This is a genomic window from Natranaerobius thermophilus JW/NM-WN-LF, assembly GCF_000020005.1.
In the GTDB taxonomy this organism is placed as follows: Bacteria; Bacillota; Natranaerobiia; order Natranaerobiales; family Natranaerobiaceae; genus Natranaerobius; species Natranaerobius thermophilus.
The window spans coordinates 1,659,320-1,678,848 of the sequence record NC_010718.1 but is presented as its reverse complement, the minus strand read 5'-3'; the positions used below and the strand labels follow the sequence as shown (position 1 = coordinate 1,678,848).

Here is a 19,529-nt window from a genome sequence, read left to right as displayed (position 1 = left end):
ATTTTTTAGTATTAATTGTTCTTTGATTTATCACGATTATATAAGATTTAAAGAGTAAAATCAATTAAGAAGTATGTAGTATATATTGACAAATAGGGGGATTAGGATTGTTTGAATTTGAACATGAGTTTGAAAAGATTTTCGATGAGTTATCAAAAATAGAAGAGCATATAGAACAGGATCCCGAGAAAAAGGATGATAATGATATTACTGAGCGGTTGTTAAAATTAAGAAGAGAAATAGATAAGTGTATAGGGTACTGGTTACAATTTGAAGAAAAACTTTGGTATCTACAAGACGAATACGGGATTGATATTCCTGATCAACTGGATGATAGTTTGATTTCAGCATATTTAGGTATTTCTAATGAAGAGGTTTCTAACTTAGAGTTATTAAATTCCTTTTCTAAAAGTACCGAAGAATATGATGAGGAACTGGTTGATAAATTGTCAAGTATGAAAGAGGCTTATAGAAATAAAGACCACGAGAAAAATCATTCCAATGAAGTTAATTCTGAGCAAAATAAAGATAATAAAAGTATTCATTCTTTTAGAAAAGGTCTTGGTTATTTTAATTTAGCCATGTTAGAAGAGGCCAAAAACGAATTTGAACAAGTAGTATCCGAAGAACCAAATATGATTATGGGTCATTATTTCTTAGGATTAGCGTATTTTTATAAGAGTGAATATGATAAAGCCTTAAAAAAATTTCGCCTAGTTGTTGAATTGGTAGAGGATGAGGAAATCCTAGCATTAGCCTATAACGCCATAGGTAACATATATGTGGATAAAGAAGAACAAGAGAAAGCACTTACTAATTACCTTAGGGCATGTGACTATACTGAGAGTTTTCCGGATATCTATTTTAATTGTGGTGCTATTTATTTTAATCTTGGAGACTTTCTTCAAAGTGTAAAATACTTTCAAAAAGCTTTACAGATAACGTCAAATAATAGCGATTGGGAACTTCACTTATATATAGGAAAAGCATACACCTACTTAGGGGATCTAGATAAAGCATTAAAACATCTTAAAAAGGCTTTAAGAATAGAACCCAAAAATGAAGAAATTCACTTTGAATTAGGTCTCATTTATCAACTCAAACAGGAGCAATATCTAGCCGCAAAAGAGTACGAAAGGGCAAAACAACTATCCCAGAAAAAATCTGAGCAATAAATTTTTAAAGAAAAGTTATTAAAGTCAAAGCACATTTCAAAAATATTATAGAACAAAGATATACAGGGGTGTGATAAGTTGTTATTAATAACGTCAGGGATTAGGTACTTTTTCTTGTTTATAACCATGATAATATCGATGCTAATTATTTTTTCTTCACCGCTTAAAGCTAGTTGTGAAGACAATTTCATTGAAAGATTCGAAAAACGAGAAGAAGTTATGGAAGTTCATTTCCCAGATGTAAAAAATGGAGAAGTTAGCATAATTAGATTACCTAAAAGTGATAAAGTTTTTGTAATCGATACTGGCTCACCAGAAGAAAATAAAACAATAGTAGACTATTTAGAGGAAATTGATGTAAACACCATTGATGCGTTAATTATTACTAATCCCTATTCAAATTATATTGGGGGAGCACCTAAGATAATTGATAGATTTGATGTTAAAAAAACAATCGATAGCGGGACTGCTTTAAAAACAAATTATTTTAGAAAATATTTAACAGCTGCTACAAAGGAGACGGACTTTCACATTGCCAGAAGGGGAGATGAATTATATCAATCTGAAATAGCCAAACTTGAAATTATATATCCAGAAAAAATCTTATTTAATGATCCCAGAGAAAATTCTTTAGTTTTACATCTACAATATGGTCAAATAAATTTTCTTTTTACTGGTGGTTTAGGTTTAAAAGGAGAACAAAGACTAAATTTTGACCAGAACATTGATATTTTGAAAATAGCTCGTATGGGGGATACCAGTGGAACATCAGGAATGTTTTTAGAATCTATAGAGCCCGAAGTGGGAGTGATATTAGGAGGTTCAGACAATAAACGCAATCTTCCTAAACAGGAATTACTTGAGAAACTTGACGAAAAAAATATTCATATAGAGAGAACTGGCCAATCAGGCACGATAATTTTTAGAACTAATGGTCAAAAAATCAATTGGAATTTATGACAAAAAAGGAATTTTATATTTAATAACGAAGTTATATAAACAGCTTGCATTTAAAAAGGGGGAAGATAGTTAATGACTAAAGTTACATTAATTGAAAATGCAGTTGTCATTACTATGGACAAGGAGGATATTTTAAACCCGGGATATATTCTCATTGAAGGCGACAAAATAAAAAAAGTCAGTTCTGAACCCTTTGATGAAGAAACCAAGAAAACTGCTCACGAAATTATTGATGCCCAAGGAAACTTCGTTTTACCAGGACTAATAAACACCCACACACATGCAGGAATGAGTTTATTAAGAAGTTACGCGGATGATATGTCATTGATGGATTGGCTAGAAAATAAAATTTGGCCTGCAGAAGGAAACTTAACAAGTGAAAGTATTTACTGGGGTACATTACTATCTATAGTAGAAATGATTAAAAGTGGAACCACTACCTTTGCTGATATGTACTTTTTTATGGATGATGTGGCTAGAGCCGTTCAAGAAAGTGGTATGAGAGCTTCACTATCCAGAGGGATGATTGGATTTAAAGGTGATGACAGCTTATATGAGGCTAAAGAATTTGTTAAGAAATGGCATAATGGCGCAGAAGGAAGAATAACTTGTATGCTAGGACCTCATGCTCCGTATACATGTCCTCCTGAATTTTTGAACAAAACTTTGTCAATGGCTCATGAACTTGAAATGCCTATACATATCCACCTTTCAGAAACGGAAGGTGAAGTTACAGATAACTATAAAGAATATAATAAATCACCAGTAGAGCATCTTAATGAGTTAGGAATATTTGATGTTCCAACTTTAGCTGCTCACTGCGTACATGTTAACGATGAAGATATCAGGATATTAGCGGATAATAACGTCTCTGTCAGTCACAACATTGGCAGTAATTTAAAATTGGGATCTGGAATTGCACCAATTGATAAAATGTTATCAGAAAATGTAACAGTTTCTTTAGGGACCGATGGAGCTTCATCCAATAATAATCTCGACCTTTTAGAAGAAGTTAGACTAAGTTCTTTGGTACAAAAAGGATTTCATGAAAATCCAACTTTAATTAATGCTTACACTGCTTTAGAAATGGCAACAATAAAAGGAGGAGAAACTCTAAAATTACCAGAGGTAGGTAAGTTAGCTCCCGAATATAAGGCAGATATTATTGTAATTGATAAGAACTCAGCCGAGTTATATCCAAGACACGATCCTATCGCTAATATTGTTTATTCATGTAATTCTAATAATGTTTCAACTGTAATAATTGATGGGAAAATAGTAATGAAAGACGGAAATTTACAAACTATCGATGAAGAAAAAGTTTATCATGAAGCTGATAAACATGCAAAAATGATTACTGATCAAGATAAGAATTAAATTGATTCAGACTTGGAACTGGAGGGAAGACTATGAAAGTTTTACTTACTAATGACGATGGAATTTATGCACCTGGTATATTTGCAATGGCTAAAGAAATAGCTTCAAGGGATGAGTTTGAGGCTGTTGTAGTAGCTCCTGACCGAGAGCAAAGTGCTACTGGTCATGCTATTACTGTTCATAAACCATTAAGGGTGAATAATGTTAAAAAACTTGGAGAGAAACTGGAAATACCATTTTATTCGGTTAATGGAACGCCGTCCGACTGTGTCAAACTTGCTGTAGAATCTGTCATGGATGAAAAACCTGATTTGGTTATTTCTGGCATTAATCGAGGGGCAAATCTGGGGACTGATGTGCTTTATTCTGGTACTGTATCTGGCGCCATGGAAGCTGCTATTTTGAATATTAAATCCATCGCTGTTTCACTAGTAGATTACGATTACGAGGATTATTCTACTGCTGCATCTTATACAGCATACATTGCCAATATTATAAAGGATAATCCTGAGGAGTTTGAAAATGGTACTTTATTAAATGTTAATGTACCAGCAGTAGAAGCAAATCAATTAAAAGGAGTAAAAATTACCAGGCAAGGATTTAGACAGTATGAAAATATTTTTGAAAAAAGATTTGACCCCCGAGGAAAAGCTTACTACTGGATGGCAGGAAAAGTAATTGAAGATACATCAGATATTAAGACAGATGTTGCATCTGTAAAAGAAAATTATGTATCTGTAACACCAATTAAATATGATCTGACCGATTACAATCTATATAATAGCCTGTCTAATTGGGAATTTGATGACTAATAATAAGGAGGCAAGTTTTGATGACTATTAATAATATTAATTCTTTTATTGATCATACTCAATTAAAGCCCGAAGCAACACCAGGTCAAATTGAAAAATTATGTCAAGAAGCTATTGATTATAAGTTTAAAGCTGTATGTGTAAACCCTGTTCATGTTAATTTAGCTGCCAATCTTTTAAAGGACTCAGAAGTCGAAATTGCTTCTGTAGTAGGGTTTCCCCTGGGGGCTAGTGCTACCGATGTCAAAGAATATGAGGCCAAAAAAGCTGTAGAACATGGTGCTAGTGAAATTGATATGGTAATCAATATAGGATTATTAAAAAATGAACAGGACATGGAAGTGATTGAAGATATATCCAGCGTTGTTAACACCGTTCCAGTTGGCATTGTAGTAAAGGTTATTATCGAAACCTGTTTATTATCAGATGAAGAAAAAATCAAAGCCTGTGAACTGGCTAAAAGAGCTGGTGCCCATTATGTGAAAACCTCCACTGGTTTCAGTAGCAGTGGAGCTACAGTAGAGGATGTCAAGATAATGAAAAAAACAGTTGGTGAAAAACTCGGTGTGAAAGCTTCAGGCGGAATAAGGGACTTAGAAACCGCTCAAAAGATGATTGAAGCTGGGGCTACTAGAATTGGGGCAAGCAAGAGTGTTGAAATAGTTAAAAGCCAGAGTAATTAAGCTCTAACAAAATAAAAATTATAGATGATCATAAACAAGCCTTCACAATAAAGAAGGCTTGTTTTTTTATGACAAAAAATCAGATAAATATCAAAATTATTGTAGAATTTTTTTAAGTATTGAATACAATAAAGCAAATAGTAAATATTCAAAAAAAGATACTATCAATTAATGATATAAAAAAAGGGAGGTGATAGTAAAATATCTGATAAATTCATTATTGAACATGATTGTAGTCTTGAAAGGAGTGGGTTAGATTATTTTAGGAGGGGGAAACCTTATAATGTCAAGTCGAAAAATATTTGTTTTGTTTATTGCTTTTCTCCTTACAATGGGAGTGGCTTTGAGTGCTTGTGCACCTCCAGAAGAGGCTAAAGATGAAGAAGTGGAAGAAAAAGAAGACGAAGAACCCGTAGTTGAAAACCCTGCAGTTGAACGTCCTAATGAATTAATTATCGGAGGAACTGATTTAGATGGAATTTTTAATCCAGTTCTTTACTCTACGGCATATGATGCTTGGGTTATAGGAATGATGTATGATACATTGCTTACAGTAGACGAAAATGGTGAATTAACGACGGATCAGAGATCCATAGCTAAAGACTATGAAATTTCCGACGATGGTTTAGAATACACTTTTTATCTTAGAGAAGGATGGAAATTTCACGATGGAGTAGAAGTAACTGCGGAAGATGTTGCATTTACCCTTGAAGTAACTGCTCATCCAGATTACGATGGGCCACGTGCCAGCTGGTCAGATAATATTGTAGGTGTTGATGAATACAGAGCAGGAGAAACTGATGAATTAGAAGGTGTTATTGTTGAAGATGATTATACTCTCACTGTAAAATCCCAAGAACCCGATGCCGGTGATATATTTGATTACTCAACTTATGCTCTTCCAAAGCATTATTATGAATTTGATGACTACGAAGAAATTCACGATTTAACAAATGATCCTATGGGAAGTGGACCTTTTCAATTAGTAGAGTATAGCCCGGATGAACACGCTATTTTAGAACCTTTCGAGGATTATTATCATGGTGAACCCGAGTTAGATCGTATAATTTACGAAGAAATTGAAACGGAACAGCAGATCCCTATGGTTGAAACGGCAGAAGCAGATATTGTGGCAGTATCATCAACTCCCGAAAATTATGAGATGCTACAAGAAGAAGATCATCAAGAAACAATTACTTTCTTAGATAACTCTTATTCCTATATCGGACTTAACCATCAAAATGAACATTTACAACATCAAGAAGTCAGGCAAGCCTTGGCTTATGCCATAGATATTGAATCATTCATTGAAGGAATGTACGGGGAAGAACTGGCAAGACCTATGGCAACGCCATTTTCACCTGTATCTTGGGCTTATCCTAATGAAGACCAATTAAATTTTTATGAATATGATCCGGATAAAGCCAATGAATTGCTTGAGGAAGCAGGATATGAATGGGATGAAAATGAAGAATATCGCTACAATGAAGATGGTGAACGCTTAAGTATTGTGTGGGAAACCTTAGCAGATAATGAATGGTCTGAGCATTTAACAACCCTTGCCTTAGAACAGTGGCCACAAATAGGTGTGGATTTGGAACTAGAGTCGTATGAATTTAATACTTTAGTGGATAGAGTAAATGTAGAAAAACGTGGAGAAGTAGATATGTGGAATATGGCATGGAGTTTAGCTACTGACCCAGATCCTAGCAATATATTCAGTGTTCAATATGCAGATGACGGATGGAATATGGGCTACTATCACAATGAAGAGGCAGAAGAGTTAATGGAGGAAGGGATTAGAACCTTTGATCAGGATGATCGAGCAGAAGTATATAATGAATTAGCTTTATTATTAAATAAAGATTTACCATATATCTTCGTTTACAGCTCCAAAGATTTATGGTCTGTTAACAATAGAGTAGAAAACTTCGAACCTTCAGCTTGGCAAGCATTTTCGTGGAACATTCATGAATGGGAGATTACCGAATATCAAGAATAGGCAATGCAATGTCACCACCACTGACTTACAAATCAAATAAGAGTTCCAAGATAATTAGGGGTGCATTAAGCACCCCTAACTTTATACAGAAATTAGGAGGAAATTGAAAATTTATGAAGTATATATACCTACGAGAATAATTGAAAACACAATAATATGTACATTGATGAGAGGTGGTGATTAAATGTTAAGTAAACAGGGAGACTTTATTACTTGTTATAGAAGGGAACTCGCTCAAATCCCTTGTGTTTTTATTGAACCAAAATTTACTGATAAAAATCTTCCTACAGTTTTTATTTTTCATGGTTGGTCATCTAAGAAAGAAAATTATAATTTTATGGGGAAAATTATTGCTGCCCACGGTTTTAATGTCTTGATACCGGATGCGATGAAACACGGCGATAGGGGTGAACTTAAATATAATGATTTACAAATAATGGAACAATACTTCTGGCAAGTTGTGTTAAATAGTCTAAACGAATTTGAACCAATATTAACTGAACTTAAAGCAACATTTAACATTGATCCAGATAATATCTCTGTTATGGGAAGTTCAATGGGTGGAATTACAGCCAGTGGTATTTTTGCGATGTATCAAAATATCACTAGTCTTATAGTTATGAATGGAGCATGTGCATGGCAAGATGCTGAAAATAGAATTATGAATGCACATAATATAGAACCAAAATATAATAATGATACCGAGGATATTCAAAAATATGATCCGTTAATTAATAAGGAGTCTCTTTATCCAAGACCTATATTAATGCAACATGGTGAAGATGATGATTCAGTGCCTCTTGAGACACAAAGGTACTTTTACAGTGAAATTAAAAATTTATACAAAGATAGACCAGATAGCATAAAGTTAACCATTCATCCTAATTTGAATCACCATAAAACTGTAGCCATGTTAGAAGAAGCTGTTAATTGGCTTCAAAGTCATCATGGACATCTAAATTATTAAAACTTATTTCATTTAATTAAAATAAAAGATAGAGATAAAAGTGGAGTGGGGTAACTTACTATTAACCGATAAACAGTAGCAGAAAGTTGTGAATATGTCAACTATCTAGAATATTAAAAATAGAAAAATAGCTACCCCACCCATAATTATCACCCTACATTGGACACACTTTAGTAAACTTTCTGATATTTTTTTAATATCTTTGAGCGCCGTTTTTGTTCCGAACTTGGAATAGCTGGTCCTACATATTTTTTTAAAAAATCTTCCCAACCACAAGAATTATTCCAAAGTTCTTTAATGGTTTCTACTGCTAAATACATTGATAGTTCATCATCTTCCAAAATTACTTTAGTAAACTCATGTTCATCCTCTATATTAGTAGGCTTGGTTGGAATCTTTCTTCCTAGCAATTCTGCTACTTTTTTCAACTTATTATAATGCCATTTAAGCCATACCTGACCGTAACCAAAAGCACGTCCGTTATCTCCTGTGATATTTTTTCCTTTACTTTCAGCTTCAATTGTGGCAAAAACAATATCCAATCTGTTAAAGTTTAAGTCTCTGCATGCCTGCTTTGCAAGTTTTTGCCATTTTTTTTGTTTTATAAAAACCTCCTCCTTTCTTGGGGTTTTAAACAGTTTTATAGTTTTTTAAAGGTTTTCTGTAAATAAGTTAATATATAAGTATGTCCAGAATAGTCAATAGTTTATATATAATCCACAAATATTGATAAAAAGTAAATAATACTTATGTATTTTATTTAAAAGAAATACATAAAAAAACACCAAAACCTCTATAATAAGGTTTTGGTGAGATTGAATTAACTAAATTAAAAATATTAAATTTTATCGCAATGTAGTTGGAATGAATAAATCAACTATACCGATGACAATAGCTGCTAAAGCAGCACCCAGGATGGAAACTGACATATCCGGTACTAAAAATTGTGCTACATAGATCACTACAGCTGCTATTACAAAAGAAATTACACCTCTTCCATTAGGTGAAGCATTTTCTCCCAGGAAGTATTCTGCTCCATAACCTAAAAGCGCAATTACTACTGCAGCTAGTAAAGCTCCACCAAATCCTACTACGGCAAATCCTGGTAATATAAAACTAAGAACCATTAGCACCAGGGCTGATACTACGAAGCGAATTGCTAAACGTACCAAAATAATACCTCCCCTTTAGTTTTAATTATATATATTTAGTTTGACCAACTATAGTGCAGAAATATGTATGGTGTTAGTATAAATTCTTGGACACATCATGGTTAAGTCACTTACAATATTAATAACGAAAGGATGTGTCCAGTAATGAGTAATAAGAGATATAATGAAGACTTCAAAAGAACAATTGTAGATTTATATAATTCAGGTAGTTCTGTGAAGGATTTGTCTAGCGAATATGGTGTGACAGAGGTTACTATTTATAAATGGATCAAAGATTTCTCTCCAAACCAACAATCTGGCAGTGAGGGAGCCACTTCAAAAGATGTGGAAGAAATGCAAAAAGAAATGGCTCGCTTGAAAGAGGAGAATGAAATCTTAAAAAAGGCTATGACCATATTCGCCAAAAAGTAGACAATACAGAGCTTACTGAATTTATAAAAGAACAAAAGGACGAGCATACTATCAAAGCTATTTGTGATGCTCTAGACTTTCCGAGAAGTACTTATTACGAAACAATAAATCGAGTTGAATCTAATCGTGACAAAGAAAACAGAGAACTATTAGATCAAATAACTCAAATTCATAAAAACAGTAAAAAGCGATATGGTGCACCAAAGATCCACGCTGTGCTAATCAATAAAGGATACAAAGTCAGCTTAAAAAGAGTCCAACGATTAATGAGAAAAGAGGGTATCAAATCAATTGTCAGGAAAAAATATCGGCCTTATCCTAATAGAGAAAAAGTAGTCGAACGAGAGAATCTCCTAAAACAAGACTTTTCAACTACATTTGTCAATCAAAAGTGGGTTACTGATATTACATACATTGATACTGTTAAAGACGGCTGGTGCTACTTAGCCTCTGTAATGGATTTACACACCCATAAAATTGTTGGATACTCTTTTAGCAAGACCATGACAACAGATTTAGTTATTAAAGCTGTTAAAAATGCTTATGATACACAGAAACCTGGCAATGGACTTATTCTACATAGTGATCTAGGTACCCAGTACACTAGCGATGACTTTAAGCGTTTTTTAAGGTACAAAGGGATCAAGCAATCATTTAGCAGAAAAGGCTGCCCTTATGACAATGCACATATCGAATCATTTCATGCTACTTTGAAAAAGGAAGAAGTTAACCATGTTAAGTACTTAGACTTCAAATCGGCTGAAATTGCTCTATTTAGGTTCATTGAGAGCTGGTACAACAGAACAAGAATCCATGGAAGTTTGGAGTTTTTAACTCCTCAACATGTTGAGGATCTAGCAAAGCAATCTGCTTAATACTTAACTTTTTGGTGTCCAAAATTTTGACCTAAGTCCATATTTTATGTAACGTTTAGTGGTTATAAAAATTATGACAAATGAAAATTTAAACTGAAAAATTAAAAGGGTAAAAATAAAGTTGAATAGAAAATGTTTGTTAGAGATTAATAAATTCAAGTTTATTTTTTAAGGAGGATATTTGTTTGTGGATTATACATTTTATACTGCAAAGGGATTAAAATATAAAAACGGAATTTTATAGGAATATATTCTATATTTGACCTATTAACTAAAATTGCATTTGAACTGGAAAATATACAAACTGATTTTAAAATGTATCCAAGTCTTAAGTCTAAGAATATCTTATATGGAGATAAAAAAAAGATTAAAAATGTCGAAATAACAAATACTGTATTTCAAAAATGTGAACAAATTAAAATGGTTATTAATCTAAGAAATGAAATCATACACAATTGTTTATGGGAACCATTTCAAAAAATATATTATAATATTAGCAATTGCGAAATTATAGAGAGGTTTTTGTTACAACCTGATTTAACCGAGGGTACTTTAGATTCTTATAAAAACAGGAAAAGATTTTTTTACGAAGAAAAAAAGATCAACGAAGAGTTGCCAAATTTGTATCTATATTTACTTACTAAAATTCTTAATACTATTAATAACTTAAATGACTTATATCAGACTAGTTGATAAAAGTAAGAAAAAAATAAACGATTAAAGTGAAGGTGTATATTATGACTACTATAGATCCAAAAAAAATAGTACTTGAGTGGATAGAGGAAAACTTTGAAAAAAGCAGTATAGAGCTCGTGGATTATCCCATGATGCTTGGAGGCACACTGATCCGTGACAAAAAAGGTAATGAAATGATTGTTTATTATGAATTTATGAGAAATCAAGTTAACCATATAATATTAGATTAGGATAAGTAGGAGGTAGATATCAAAATGAATATTCAAAATGAAAATAATTTAATAGCTGGTTTAATTCATCTGACAATTTTTCTAAATATTATAGGACTTTTTATAGCGTCAATCATTTTTGTATTTAAAAAAGAAGATTCTCATTTCATTGCTCATCATGCTAAACAAGCAATTGGATATCAAGTTATTATTCTCTTAATTGGAGCTATAATGGGAGTATCTTTGTTCATCTTTGGCGGCATATTTGGTGGAATAGTTGGATTTGGAAGTATTATACCCAATAGTTTATTGGGACTAATGACGCCTATCTTTTTCTTTGGTATTTTCAGTACTATCATTGCAATTATAATTCATGGATATGCCATTTTTGCTTGTATCGCAGCATTTCAGGGAAAATGGTTTAAATATATAGTAATAGGCAATATTGTTAATAGATTATAGCAGTCCCATTCTCAACTACTAAATATAACAGCTCCATAAAATAAAAAAACTGCCCTATGCAGGGCAGTTTTTATGTAGAAAAGTCATCTTAATCTATAACTTAACTACTTCAGCAGCTTGAGGTCCACGTTGTCCTTCAACTACGTTAAATTCAACCTGTTGACCTTCATCAAGAGTTTTGAATCCTTCTTCTTGAATAGCTGAGAAGTGAACGAATACATCGTCTTCACCTTCTACTTGGATAAATCCGTAACCTTTGTCTGAGTTAAACCACTTTACAATACCTTTAGTCATTTAAAAAAACCTCCAATTAAGTTAAAAAATATTATATTGTCTTACCGACAACGATACAATCATACCATTAATAGGTAGGGTTGTCAATTAATTTCGCTAATAAATTAAAATTAATTTATAATAAAATCAGAGTAATTAAGAAGGTATTTCTAAAGTTTTTGAAATCTTTGGGTAAGCAAATTTGTTAAATAAACATCACAAAAAGGGAGGGGAGACTGAGTTATTGAATATGTATATTTTTATATTAATATTTACAATCTTTGTAATTGCGCTCTTCATAACCTGGCTTAAAGGTTATTTAGATGATATTAAAGACCAAAATCAAAAAATAATCGATTTGCTTGAAAAAAAAGTGCGTGAATGTGATCAACAAGATAAAGATTAGTTTAATAAATTATGTGAATATTAAAAGGGGCTTATCAAATGATAAGCCCCTCTGAATATGTTGATCGAAGGTTATTGCTGCTGTTGTTGAGAAGCTAGCTGGTTTTCATAAGCTTCAATCATCTTTCTAACCATGTTTCCACCAACAGCTCCACAATCTCTAGAAGTTAGGTTACCCCAATAATCGCTTTGAGGTGGCTGAATACCAAGTTCATTGGCTACTTCATACTTGAATTGATATAAGCCTTTTTCAGCCCCTTCTACTAAAGCTTTGTTTTGTTTTTGTCCTTGGCCCATGGTTTATCCCTCCTTATAAGATGTTCTATTTTTAGTATTTAATAGTTTGCTCAAATAATTCGAGATAAATATTTCAATGCTAACAATATAGTGGTAAAATAATAAGCTTTTGGAATTACCCAAGTTGCATAGTATTTTCAAAGTTGTTTTGATAATTGAAATTATTTTTAGGCTATTTTAAAATAAAATGTATGAATTGTTATATAATAAGATAAAAGGCTTCAATTTAGCAAAATAGAGAAAGGAATAAAATTTCTAATAGTTGGTTTATTACATCAATTTTTATATATAGTATTAAATTTTGTTGCAAGCAGTTTCATTTACTTTTTGCATTTTTCAATTTTATTATTTGCACCAATCATAGTTTATATATACTTTACTGTATTTATACTTTATTATCATTTACGTGACAATCAGCAGTCAGCTTATACGAAGCTTTCAAGGAATACAAATCTGACAAGATAAATTCTTTATAGACCTTGATTTTTTCGTTTTTATATGAGAAAATGCAAAAAACAAGATTTTAGGAGGTAGTTTTAGTTGACAACAGGTACAGTAAAATGGTTTGATTCTAAGAAAGGTTACGGATTCATTGAAAGAGAATCCGGAGAAGGAGATGTTTTCGTACACTTCAGTGCTATCAACGAGGAAGGATTTAAATCTTTAGAAGATGGCCAAGAGGTTGAATTTGAAGTGGTTGAGGCAGATCGCGGACCACAAGCAGCAAATGTTAATAAGTTATAAGAATTAAATGTGAACGATTAACATAGTGCCATCAAACACCCCGGGATTACATCCCGGGGTTAAATTATTTGTATATGAATGAGCAAAATAAAGTAAAGCCCCTAAAAGAAAAGGGGCTTTACTTTATTTTTTAAATTATTTTTTAATTCATTGTTTTGTAAGGCAAATTCAATATTTGCGATTAAATAACCTAATTTATCACCTGTATCGTATCTAGTTCCTTCAAAGCTGTAAGAATAGATATTTTGATTGTAATTAAGTGCTTTTAAAGCATCTGTTAACTGAATTTCTCCACCTGCACCAGGACCGATAACTTCTAATACATCGAAAATATCACTATGAATAATATATCTACCTAGAATGGCTAAATTAGAAGGAGTATTTTCCTTGTCTGGCTTTTCGACTAAGTCACTTACTTTGACTAATTTATTATTTATTCTTTTCCCATTTACAATACCATATTTACTTACTTCTTCGTCGGGAACACTCTGAACGCCAATAATATTAGATCGATATTTCCTGTAGACATCTATCAATTGTGCTATACATGGCTTTTTTGCTCTAACTATATCATCACCGAGTAAAACTGCAAATGATTCATCTTTATCTATAAATTTGCGACCACAATATATTGCATGCCCAAGACCAAGAGCGCTATCCTGAGCTACGTAATTGATATTAGCCTGATTTGATATATTTTTGATCTGTTCTAACAAATCTTCTTTACCCGTTTTAATTAGATGTTCTTCCAGCTCCTGAGATCTATTGAAATAATCTTCAATGTTTTTTCTTTTCTGACCTGTAATAATTATAATCTCTTCAATACCTGAAGCCACAGCTTCTTCAACCAGGTAATGTATCACTGGTTTATCCACGATAGGTAACATTGTTTTAGGGATGGCTTTGGTAATAGGTAAAAGTCTAGTACCAAAGCCTGCGACAGGTATGATTGCTTTTTTAATGTTCAAAATTACTCACTCCTAATCATACTCTGTCTTTATACCAATTTAAGGTTTTTTTGAGCCCATCTTCAAGAGTTATTTCAGGATCGTAATCAAGGATTTTTCTTGCTTCTGATAAATCTGGAACTCTTCTAGTAATGTCCTCATAACTATTACCATAAAATTCTTTATATGGTTGAAAAACTATGTCACCATTTATTCCAGAAACTTTTAAAATGGTTTCAGCAAGTTCAAGAATGGAAGTTTCACGATGATGTCCAAGATTGAATACTTTTCCTTCTGCCTCAGGCCGACTACCAGCTTCAATTGTTCCTTTTATTATATCGTCGATATAGGTGAAGCAGCGTGTTTGACTACCGTCATTGTGAACAGTCATTGGTTTATTAGTTAAAAGTTGATTTACGAATCGAGTAACCACACCACCATATGCCGAGGTATCTGCATATGGTCCATAAACATTAAAATATCGTATTATTACAGCCTTAAGTCCTTTTTTAACATAACCCAAACAAAGGTGTTCAGCTGCACTCTTTGATATTGCATAAGACCATCTATCTGTAGTGGAGGGGCCGTAAATGCGATTATCATCTTCACTAAAGGGAATACTATTGTTTTTTCCATAGACTTCTGATGTTGAAGCAAATATTACCTTTTTATCCAATTGATACGCAAGTTCAAACAACCGTGAAGTGAAGCGTACATTTACGTCAATTACTCTCTCCGGTTTTTCTACATATCGTTTTACCCCAACAACTGCAGCCATATGATATATAATATCAACTTTATTAATAAGTTCTTCCAAAACTTCATCGTCAGATATACAGCTATCTATGAATTGAAAATCTGGGTGGTCCTCAAGTTCCTGTAATCTTTCTATTTTTCCCTGACTAAGATTATCTAGTCCCCATACTTTGTTTCCACGAGTGACCAGCTCTTTACAAAGATGGGAACCTATAAAGCCAGCAGCACCTGTTACTAAATATTTCATATACCTACCCCCACATAAACAATGCCATGGGATTCCATTTCTTCACGATTAAATAGGTTTCTTCCGTCTACGACTAGTGGTTTTTTCATTTCAGCACAAAGTTTTTTGTAGTCCAAATTTTCATATTCCTGCCAGGCAGTTTGTAGTAATACTGCGTCTTTGTCTTTTGCAGCTCTGTAAGGAGAAGAGATCCATTCAACCCCGGCTACTTCGGCCTCTGAAATCCTACCCTGCTCCGGACTTTTAACCCATGGATCATTAACAGTTATATTTGCACCAAGGGATAGAAGCTTACGGATAATAGGTAAACTATGGGAACTTCTTACATCATCTGTTTCAGCCTTAAAAGCCATACCGAAAACGGCAATATCTTTATCTCTTAAATTTTCTAGATGTTTTTGTAGTTTTTCTACTACACTGGCACGTTGTTGTTCGTTTACTTGTAAAGCAGATTCTAATATGAGTGGTTTCTTTTGTTTTTCTTTAAATTGGTTTATTAAGGAGTTTAAATCTTTGTCTAAGCAAGGACCACTAAAACCAATTCCCGCTTGTAGGAAATGGGGGTTGATTCTAGGATCGAGTCCAATTCCTTTACTTATTACTCTTATATCGGCTCCAACATCTTCACAAAGTTGAGATATTTCATTAATAAATGAAATTTTAGTTGCTAAAAATGCATTACTTGCGTATTTGATTAATTCTGAGTTCTCCCAAGTGGTGTTTATTACAGGAACTTCTGATGGTGAATATAATTGTTTGACTTTATTAGCAGCTTCTTTACTTTCTGCGCCTATAACTATTCTATCAGGTTCCCAAAAGTCTTTAACTCCTGTACCTTCTCGAAGGAACTCAGGGTTTGATACCATAGTAACTTTATCTGATAAATTGTTATCCTTGAGATACTCGGTAAGTTTACGAGAAGTTCCTATTGGTACAGTACTTTTAACTGCTGCTATACAATTCTTTTTACGATTTCGAGCAATTTGATCTACTGCTGAATAAACATGAGATAAATCTGATTTTCCATTGGGTAAAGCAGGTGTTCCTACACAGATAAAAACAATTTCTGCTTCTGCTAAATCGCTAATTTCTGATGTAAACGAAAGAGTATTATTATTTAAACCTTCTGTAACTAATTCTGTTAGCCCCTGTTCTTGAAAAGGCATTTCACCTTTCATAATTGTTTTAACCTTTTCCATGTCGATATCGTATGCTATAACTTTATACCCCAGCTTAGCCAGACAAGCTGATTGGATTAAACCTACATGACCTAAACCGCCAACAATACCTATATTAGTCATGGTTAACACCTCTCATCTAAACACTAAATATAATTAATGTCTGTTTATAGCTGGTACATCATATTCTGTAGCTATGGTGTCGTTACCGTTATAGGACTAGTTGTGGGACATATAATTAATCAAGGAAATGATTCAGGGGAGGTATAAGATGACAAATATAAAAGATAAAAAAGGTCAAATTATTACAGTAGATGAAATTAAGTGGCTATGTGAAGAACATGATCTAGGCAGGTTTAAAAGCATTATTAGGGTACTAAATAGTAGTGCCAATACTAACATTTTAGTTGCAACCGACTTAGGAAAGTTTGTTTTGAGATTTATAACAGATCCAGCTCCAAATATAAAGGAACGAATGAATTATATTGAAAACACTGTATCAATACTCAAACAGGCATCTTTACCTGTGTTAAATGCTGTGAGAAATAAATTTGGAGATTTATTCTCCCAGGTTAACAATAGGGTGGTTCAAGTTCACCCTTATATAGATGCAAATAAATTTAATTTTGATGATATTCAAATAAAGTCAAGTGCAAAAATACTTAAAAAATTTCATACTGTTTTAAAATCGCAAAAACCAGGACCTTTACCCAGTTATTCAATTCATCCCTCACCGGAAAACCTTCAGACAAAATTTAAGCATCTTTATAAAAATCATCACTTAAAGTCAAAATCTTCATTGTCAAGAATTAAAAACCTTTATTCGAGAATCTCTAAGCAGTGGGAGGGAGTAGATAAAAACTCCTTAGTTGAAACAATTATACACGATGACTGGCATCCTAATAATCAACTATATCACTCAGATGGAACAGTTGCTTGTATCTTAGATTTTGACGGGATACAACGGGAAAAGAGGATATACGATGTGGGATATGCTGTTTATACTTTATATTCTATGTCTCATCATAAAAAAGGGACTAAAAGTTCAAAAATTTTTTTAAACGCATATGGAGAGCTTACGTATGAAGAACAAAAACATCTATCACTTGTAGTTGCAAGTGTAGCATTATTTTTTATTATCTTATTTCCCGATAAAGCAGAAAAAAGGTTAAGAAGGAGGGGACTACTTATTAATCATTTACTCAGTGAAAAGGGGAGTGAATTCTTTCGGTGATTTTCAAGTAAGTCTGTGAACTATTAATGCTTATTCTTTTCTATTTCTTGCACCATTTACGATATAAGTTCGGATTAATTCTGTTCAATTGATTCAAAAAGGGCTTTAATAAGCCTATGGCTTTGAGATCATTCATAAGATCTTTAGGGACATTACGCTGTTTAAAATGTGCATTTACATGGTCCAAGACTTTCATATTCATATGTTTAGTGATAATTACATCACGTAATTTTATATCTAACCGTTTGAAATTCAACTGTTCCATTTCGCTTAATAACATTAATATATTCTCGGTCATTTCTTTTGAAATAAATCCCTTTAAAGAAAGATATTTATCTAAAGGAGTTCCGTTAATATATTCCATGACTATATATTTATAACCAATCTCATAAATTTTGGGAATAATAGGGGAGTGTTGTGAATTACTCAATACATCACTTTCCCTGCTAGCATGAATAGACCTTCCATACACTTTGACACATTTATTTGACGATATTAGAAAAACAGCTCCCTGAAAGCCTTTGCCTATAAGTGGGTATGAGTAAGGGTTTCGGATAACCTTTACTGATTGATATTTTCTGGGCACAACCACAATTGATTTATAAGTTTTCATATTAGTCGCCCCTTTATGGAAAATTATTTAAGAATATTGAAAACAGTGAAATAATCTCTATTAGAAGTTAATCCAGCTGTTTTCAAAATATGATGGTACTTTTGTTTAGGAGAACGACCAAGCATTATAATTCCATCTATTTGACCTTTGTGATATTTTTTAATAATTTTTGAAATTTCTTTTTTAGAATTTTTGGTTATTGTACTGATAACTTGTAAACCGCTAGTAGGTGCAATATTGCACTCATAATTTTCACAAGCTTTTTGAGGGCCAATAACAACTACTTTTGGTTGTATAGTCTGTTTATTATGAATTAATAATCTACAAATTGCCTTGGAAGATGCAATTTGAATTTCATTAACTGTCTTATACCTGTTTTTTCTAGAAAGTGAATCCTGGTGAACGCGATATTTTAACAATACTTTAGGAACTTTTGCTATATTTCCTTCTTCCAAAAGTCTTAGCCATAAATCATAGTCATAAAGGATATTAAATTCTGGGTTATAACCGCCCACTACCCAAAATAGTTCCTTTGAGAACATCATTGAACTATGAGTCAGATAGCATATATAATATTTAGATTTGTTTATCTGTTCTGCCGATATTACAGATTTATTGATTTTTACTAATCTTTTAAGCAGTTTTTGTGTTACATTAGGACTACCTGCTATATATTCCACTAATGTCCCAACTCCTACTAGTTGAGGGTTTTGTTTAATGTACTTTACCTGTTCTTCGATTTTTGTAGGATAACTGATGTCATCTGCATCGTGTATTGATATCCAATTTCCACTTGCTTGTTCAATTCCAATATTTAGTGCGTTTGCGGCACCTTGATTTTCTTCTAGGTGTATTACAGTGACTCGTTGGTCATTTAGATTGTCTAATATCGTCTTGGTTGAATCAGTAGATCCATCATTAACGACAATTAGATCAGTAGAGGGATAGGTTTGGGACAAGGCACTATCTATGGCTTGTTGAAGGAATTTCTCTTCATTGTAAACAGCCATTACGATGGAGACTGCCACAGTCAT

General features: G+C 32.8%; 22 protein-coding genes. 13 read left to right on the top strand and 9 right to left on the bottom strand.

Going from position 1 to position 19,529, the window contains the following annotated elements; genetic code table 11:
- The first annotated feature begins 107 nt into the window (after positions 1-107).
- The 7 genes from NTHER_RS08080 to NTHER_RS08050 all read left to right on the top strand — a co-directional run bounded on the left by NTHER_RS08080 (position 108) and on the right by NTHER_RS08050 (position 7,976).
- A complete protein-coding gene (locus tag NTHER_RS08080; RefSeq protein WP_012448044.1) occupies positions 108-1,175 on the top strand; it encodes a tetratricopeptide repeat protein in 1,068 nt (355 codons plus the stop codon).
- Between the two features lie 138 nt (positions 1,176-1,313).
- Positions 1,314-2,135, top strand: a complete 822-nt coding sequence (locus NTHER_RS08075; RefSeq protein ID WP_158438236.1) for a ComEC/Rec2 family competence protein — start codon at positions 1,314-1,316, stop codon at positions 2,133-2,135.
- A gap of 72 nt (positions 2,136-2,207) precedes the next feature.
- Positions 2,208-3,512, top strand: coding sequence for an amidohydrolase (locus tag NTHER_RS08070; protein WP_012448042.1), 1,305 nt, complete (start codon positions 2,208-2,210; stop codon positions 3,510-3,512).
- A gap of 32 nt (positions 3,513-3,544) precedes the next feature.
- Positions 3,545-4,324, top strand: coding sequence for a 5'/3'-nucleotidase SurE (surE, locus tag NTHER_RS08065; RefSeq protein ID WP_012448041.1), 780 nt, complete (start codon positions 3,545-3,547; stop codon positions 4,322-4,324).
- A 20-nt stretch (positions 4,325-4,344) separates the two neighbouring features.
- Complete coding sequence (gene deoC, locus NTHER_RS08060; protein ID WP_012448040.1) at positions 4,345-5,007, top strand: deoxyribose-phosphate aldolase; 663 nt, start codon at positions 4,345-4,347, stop codon at positions 5,005-5,007.
- A gap of 283 nt (positions 5,008-5,290) precedes the next feature.
- Positions 5,291-7,009, top strand: a complete 1,719-nt coding sequence (locus tag NTHER_RS08055) for an ABC transporter substrate-binding protein (protein ID WP_012448039.1) — start codon at positions 5,291-5,293, stop codon at positions 7,007-7,009.
- A 184-nt stretch (positions 7,010-7,193) separates the two neighbouring features.
- Complete coding sequence (locus NTHER_RS08050) at positions 7,194-7,976, top strand: prolyl oligopeptidase family serine peptidase (RefSeq protein ID WP_012448038.1); 783 nt, start codon at positions 7,194-7,196, stop codon at positions 7,974-7,976.
- Positions 7,977-8,146: 170 nt separating this feature from the next.
- Here the strand turns inward: NTHER_RS08050 and NTHER_RS08045 are convergent, their stop codons facing one another.
- Positions 8,147-8,518, bottom strand: a complete 372-nt coding sequence (locus NTHER_RS08045; protein ID WP_012448037.1) for a hypothetical protein — start codon at positions 8,516-8,518, stop codon at positions 8,147-8,149.
- A 303-nt stretch (positions 8,519-8,821) separates the two neighbouring features.
- Positions 8,822-9,148 (bottom strand): phage holin family protein, encoded by a 327-nt coding sequence (locus NTHER_RS08040; protein WP_012448036.1) that lies wholly within the window; start codon positions 9,146-9,148, stop codon positions 8,822-8,824.
- 144 nt (positions 9,149-9,292) lie between these two features.
- Here NTHER_RS08040 and NTHER_RS15625 point away from each other — a divergent pair.
- The 3 genes from NTHER_RS15625 to NTHER_RS08015 all read left to right on the top strand — a co-directional run bounded on the left by NTHER_RS15625 (position 9,293) and on the right by NTHER_RS08015 (position 11,801).
- A protein-coding gene (locus NTHER_RS15625) for an IS3 family transposase (protein WP_414628104.1) occupies positions 9,293-10,434 on the top strand; the annotation gives its coding sequence in 2 pieces (ribosomal slippage) (positions 9,293-9,533 and positions 9,533-10,434; 1,143 coding nt in all).
- Positions 10,435-11,171: 737 nt separating this feature from the next.
- Positions 11,172-11,360, top strand: coding sequence for a hypothetical protein (locus tag NTHER_RS08020; protein ID WP_012448034.1), 189 nt, complete (start codon positions 11,172-11,174; stop codon positions 11,358-11,360).
- Between the two features lie 24 nt (positions 11,361-11,384).
- A complete protein-coding gene (locus NTHER_RS08015; RefSeq protein WP_012448033.1) occupies positions 11,385-11,801 on the top strand; it encodes a magnetosome magnetite crystal formation protein family in 417 nt (138 codons plus the stop codon).
- A gap of 93 nt (positions 11,802-11,894) precedes the next feature.
- Here the strand turns inward: NTHER_RS08015 and NTHER_RS08010 are convergent, their stop codons facing one another.
- Positions 11,895-12,095, bottom strand: coding sequence for a cold-shock protein (locus NTHER_RS08010; RefSeq protein WP_012448032.1), 201 nt, complete (start codon positions 12,093-12,095; stop codon positions 11,895-11,897).
- A gap of 223 nt (positions 12,096-12,318) precedes the next feature.
- Here NTHER_RS08010 and NTHER_RS15925 point away from each other — a divergent pair, with 223 nt between their 5' ends.
- Positions 12,319-12,480: a hypothetical protein gene (locus NTHER_RS15925; RefSeq protein WP_012448031.1), complete on the top strand. Its 162-nt coding sequence runs from the start codon at positions 12,319-12,321 to the stop codon at positions 12,478-12,480.
- Between the two features lie 71 nt (positions 12,481-12,551).
- Here NTHER_RS15925 and NTHER_RS08005 read toward each other — a convergent pair whose 3' ends face one another.
- Positions 12,552-12,776 carry an alpha/beta-type small acid-soluble spore protein gene (locus NTHER_RS08005; protein WP_012448030.1) on the bottom strand — a complete coding sequence of 75 codons (225 nt, stop codon included), beginning with the start codon at positions 12,774-12,776 and terminating at the stop codon, positions 12,552-12,554.
- Positions 12,777-13,316: 540 nt separating this feature from the next.
- Between NTHER_RS08005 and NTHER_RS08000 the strand changes: the two genes are divergently transcribed.
- Positions 13,317-13,520, top strand: a complete 204-nt coding sequence (locus NTHER_RS08000; protein WP_012448029.1) for a cold-shock protein — start codon at positions 13,317-13,319, stop codon at positions 13,518-13,520.
- 101 nt (positions 13,521-13,621) lie between these two features.
- Here NTHER_RS08000 and galU read toward each other — a convergent pair whose 3' ends face one another.
- The 3 genes from galU to NTHER_RS07985 are packed head-to-tail and all read right to left on the bottom strand — an operon-like array spanning position 13,622 to position 16,771.
- The gene (galU, locus tag NTHER_RS07995; RefSeq protein WP_012448028.1) at positions 13,622-14,488 is read right to left on the bottom strand and encodes a UTP--glucose-1-phosphate uridylyltransferase GalU; all 867 of its coding nucleotides are present in this window, start codon (positions 14,486-14,488) and stop codon (positions 13,622-13,624) included.
- Between the two features lie 16 nt (positions 14,489-14,504).
- Positions 14,505-15,470 (bottom strand): NAD-dependent epimerase/dehydratase family protein, encoded by a 966-nt coding sequence (locus tag NTHER_RS07990; RefSeq protein ID WP_012448027.1) that lies wholly within the window; start codon positions 15,468-15,470, stop codon positions 14,505-14,507.
- Positions 15,467-16,771: a UDP-glucose dehydrogenase family protein gene (locus NTHER_RS07985; protein WP_012448026.1), complete on the bottom strand. Its 1,305-nt coding sequence runs from the start codon at positions 16,769-16,771 to the stop codon at positions 15,467-15,469. The genes NTHER_RS07990 and NTHER_RS07985 overlap by 4 nt, the downstream gene beginning before the upstream one ends.
- Positions 16,772-16,919: 148 nt before the next feature.
- On the opposite strand from NTHER_RS07985, the gene NTHER_RS07980 reads away from it, so the two are divergent.
- On the top strand, positions 16,920-17,882 hold the full coding sequence (locus tag NTHER_RS07980) for a phosphotransferase (protein WP_012448025.1): 963 nt from the start codon (positions 16,920-16,922) through the stop codon (positions 17,880-17,882).
- A 40-nt stretch (positions 17,883-17,922) separates the two neighbouring features.
- Here the strand turns inward: NTHER_RS07980 and NTHER_RS07975 are convergent, their stop codons facing one another.
- The gene (locus NTHER_RS07975; protein WP_012448024.1) at positions 17,923-18,495 is read right to left on the bottom strand and encodes an AarF/UbiB family protein; all 573 of its coding nucleotides are present in this window, start codon (positions 18,493-18,495) and stop codon (positions 17,923-17,925) included.
- Between the two features lie 23 nt (positions 18,496-18,518).
- Entirely contained in the window at positions 18,519-19,529 is a 1,011-nt protein-coding gene (locus NTHER_RS07970; protein ID WP_012448023.1) for a glycosyltransferase family 2 protein, read from the bottom strand.

Excerpts from the sequence above, each read along its gene's own strand:
- NTHER_RS08075 (WP_158438236.1), top strand. The coding sequence starts at position 1,314 with ATGCTAATTATTTTTTCTTCACCGCTTAAAGCTAGTTGTGAAGACAAT.
- NTHER_RS08070 (WP_012448042.1), top strand. The coding sequence starts at position 2,208 with ATGACTAAAGTTACATTAATTGAAAATGCAGTTGTCATTACTATGGAC.
- surE (WP_012448041.1), top strand. The coding sequence starts at position 3,545 with ATGAAAGTTTTACTTACTAATGACGATGGAATTTATGCACCTGGTATA.
- deoC (WP_012448040.1), top strand. The coding sequence starts at position 4,345 with ATGACTATTAATAATATTAATTCTTTTATTGATCATACTCAATTAAAG.
- NTHER_RS08055 (WP_012448039.1), top strand. The coding sequence starts at position 5,291 with ATGTCAAGTCGAAAAATATTTGTTTTGTTTATTGCTTTTCTCCTTACA.
- NTHER_RS08050 (WP_012448038.1), top strand. The coding sequence starts at position 7,194 with ATGTTAAGTAAACAGGGAGACTTTATTACTTGTTATAGAAGGGAACTC.
- NTHER_RS08020 (WP_012448034.1), top strand. The coding sequence starts at position 11,172 with ATGACTACTATAGATCCAAAAAAAATAGTACTTGAGTGGATAGAGGAA.
- NTHER_RS08015 (WP_012448033.1), top strand. The coding sequence starts at position 11,385 with ATGAATATTCAAAATGAAAATAATTTAATAGCTGGTTTAATTCATCTG.
- NTHER_RS08010 (WP_012448032.1), bottom strand. The coding sequence starts at position 12,095 with ATGACTAAAGGTATTGTAAAGTGGTTTAACTCAGACAAAGGTTACGGA.
- NTHER_RS08005 (WP_012448030.1), bottom strand. The coding sequence starts at position 12,776 with ATGGGCCAAGGACAAAAACAAAACAAAGCTTTAGTAGAAGGGGCTGAA.
- NTHER_RS07990 (WP_012448027.1), bottom strand. The coding sequence starts at position 15,470 with ATGAAATATTTAGTAACAGGTGCTGCTGGCTTTATAGGTTCCCATCTT.
- NTHER_RS07985 (WP_012448026.1), bottom strand. The coding sequence starts at position 16,771 with ATGACTAATATAGGTATTGTTGGCGGTTTAGGTCATGTAGGTTTAATC.
- NTHER_RS07980 (WP_012448025.1), top strand. The coding sequence starts at position 16,920 with ATGACAAATATAAAAGATAAAAAAGGTCAAATTATTACAGTAGATGAA.
- NTHER_RS07975 (WP_012448024.1), bottom strand. The coding sequence starts at position 18,495 with ATGAAAACTTATAAATCAATTGTGGTTGTGCCCAGAAAATATCAATCA.
- NTHER_RS07970 (WP_012448023.1), bottom strand. The coding sequence starts at position 19,529 with ATGACTGTGGCAGTCTCCATCGTAATGGCTGTTTACAATGAAGAGAAA.